The following is a 3,077-nucleotide window of genomic DNA, read 5'->3' on the forward strand; positions in this document are numbered from 1 at the left end:
GTTCCGGCTGTCAGTGGCTTGTATGCTGAATTCGCTCACTTCGCCGAAGTCACCGGCGTCCTGACCGGCGACGAACAGCAGGTGCTTGCGCGCCTTCTGAAGTACGGTCCAAGTGTTCCGGTACAAGAGCCGACCGGCCGTCTGTTCCTGGTGTTGCCACGTTTCGGCACCATCTCGCCATGGTCGAGCAAGGCCAGCGACATCGCCCGCAACTGCGGCCTGAGCAAGATCCAGCGTCTGGAGCGCGGTATCGCGTTCTACGTGGCCGGTCAGTTCAGCGAAGCCGAAGCGCAGCAGATTGCCGATGTCCTGCATGACCGCATGACCCAGATCGTTCTGGCCAACCTCGAACAGGCTGCCGGTCTGTTCAGCCACGCCGAACCGAAGCCGCTGACCGCGATCGACATCCTCGGCGGCGGTCGCGCCGCGCTGGAAAAGGCCAACACCGAACTGGGCCTGGCCCTGGCCGAAGACGAGATCGACTATCTGGTCGATGCCTTCAACGGTCTCAAGCGCAACCCGCACGACATTGAACTGATGATGTTCGCTCAGGCCAACTCCGAGCACTGCCGCCACAAGATCTTCAACGCCAGTTGGGATATTGATGGTGAGAACCAGGAAAAAAGCCTGTTCGGCATGATCAAGAACACCTACGTGATGCACAGCGAAGGCGTTCTGTCGGCTTATAAGGACAACGCCTCGGTGATCGTCGGCAACGTTGCCGGCCGTTTCTTCCCGAACCCTGAAACCCGCCAGTACGGCGCGGTGCAGGAGCCGGTGCACATCCTGATGAAGGTTGAAACCCACAACCACCCGACCGCGATTGCCCCGTTCCCGGGCGCATCCACCGGTTCCGGTGGCGAGATCCGCGACGAAGGTGCAACCGGCCGTGGTGCCAAGCCAAAGGCTGGCCTGACCGGTTTCACCGTGTCCAACCTGCAAATCCCTGGCTTCGAACAGCCGTGGGAAGTGCCGTACGGCAAGCCTGAGCGCATCGTCACTGCGCTGGACATCATGATCGAAGGTCCGCTGGGCGGTGCCGCGTTCAACAACGAATTCGGTCGTCCGGCCCTGACCGGCTACTTCCGTACCTTCGAACAATCGATCACCACCCCGCACGGTGACGAAGTTCGCGGTTACCACAAGCCGATCATGTTGGCCGGCGGCATGGGCAACATCCGCGAAGAACACGTCAAGAAAGGCGAGATCGTCGTTGGCTCCAAGCTGATCGTGCTCGGTGGCCCGGCGATGCTGATCGGCCTGGGTGGCGGCGCCGCTTCCTCCATGGCCACCGGCACCAGCTCGGCGGATCTGGACTTCGCTTCCGTGCAGCGTGAAAACCCTGAAATGGAGCGTCGTTGCCAGGAAGTCATCGACCGTTGCTGGCAACTGGGTGACAAGAACCCGATCAGCTTCATCCACGACGTTGGCGCGGGCGGTCTGTCCAACGCCTTCCCGGAACTGGTCAACGACGGCGACCGCGGTGGTCGTTTCGAACTGCGCAACATTCCAAACGACGAGCCGGGCATGGCCCCGCACGAAATCTGGTCCAACGAATCCCAGGAACGTTACGTGCTGGCCGTTGGCCCGGAAGACTTCGAGCGCTTCCAGGCGATCTGCGAACGTGAGCGTTGCCCGTTTGCCGTCGTCGGTGAAGCCACCGCCGAACCGCAGCTTACTGTCACGGATAGCCACTTCGGCAACAACCCGGTGGACATGCCACTGGAAGTGTTGCTGGGCAAGGCGCCACGCATGCACCGTTCGGTGGTTCGTGAAGCCGAGCTGGGCGATGACTTCGATCCGTCCAACCTCGACATCACTGAAAGCATCGAGCGCGTTTTGCATCACCCGGCCGTGGCGAGCAAGAGCTTCCTGATCACCATTGGCGACCGCACCATCACCGGCCTTGTGGCCCGTGACCAAATGGTCGGCCCATGGCAGGTTCCGGTGGCCGACGTTGCCGTGACCGCCACCAGTTTCGACGTTTACACCGGTGAAGCGATGGCGATGGGCGAGCGTACTCCGCTGGCTCTGCTGGACGCCCCGGCGTCGGGCCGCATGGCCATCGGCGAAACCCTGACCAACATTGCCGCTTCGCGCATCAACAAGCTCTCCGACATCAAACTGTCGGCGAACTGGATGTCTGCTGCCGGCCACCCGGGCGAAGACGCGCGTCTGTACGACACCGTGAAAGCGGTCGGCATGGAGCTGTGCCCTGAGCTGGGCATTACCATTCCGGTCGGCAAGGACTCGATGTCCATGGCCACCCGCTGGAACGATGACGGCGAAGAAAAAACCGTGACCTCGCCGATGTCGCTGATCGTGACCGGTTTCGCGCCAGTGGCTGACATCCGTCAGACCCTGACCCCGGAACTGCGCATGGACAAGGGCACCAGCGACCTGATCCTGATCGACCTCGGTCGCGGTCAGAACCGGATGGGCGCCTCGATCCTTGCTCAGGTTCACGGCAAGCTCGGCAAGCACGCGCCGGACGTCGATGACGCCGAAGACCTGAAAGCCTTCTTCGCGGTGATCCAGGGCCTCAACGCCGACGGTCACCTGCTGGCTTACCACGACCGTTCCGACGGTGGTCTGCTGACCTCCGTGGTGGAAATGGCCTTCGCCGGCCACTGCGGTCTGAGCCTGAACCTCGACAGCGTTGCCGAATCCTCGGCCGAAATCGCCGCCATCCTGTTCAACGAAGAACTGGGTGCGGTGATTCAGGTTCGTCAGGACGCCACGCCAGACATCCTCGCGCAATTCAGCGCTGCCGGTCTGGGCGACTGTGTTTCCGTGATCGGTCAGCCGATGAACAATGGCCAGATCAACATCACCTTCAACGGTGACACTGTGTTCGAAGGCCAGCGTCGTCTGCTGCAACGTCAGTGGGCTGAAACCAGCTACCAGATCCAGCGTCTGCGCGATAACGCCGACTGCGCCGAGCAAGAGTTCGACGTGCTGCTGGAAGAAGACAATCCGGGCCTGAGCGTCAAGCTCAGCTACGACGTCAATCAGGACGTCGCCGCGCCTTACATCAAGAAAGGCATTCGCCCACAGGTTGCCGTGCTGCGTGTGCC

General features: G+C 61.8%; 1 protein-coding gene. It reads left to right on the forward strand.

Annotated elements, in window-relative coordinates; translation table 11 throughout:
• The coding region (gene purL / locus ACIOVB_RS23935; protein WP_401271863.1) for a phosphoribosylformylglycinamidine synthase at nucleotides 1–3,077 on the forward strand (3,077 nt) is incomplete at both ends.

Origin of the sequence: Pseudomonas sp. NPDC087639, from assembly GCF_044743385.1 — a bacterium.
Classification (GTDB): domain Bacteria; phylum Pseudomonadota; class Gammaproteobacteria; order Pseudomonadales; family Pseudomonadaceae; genus Aquipseudomonas.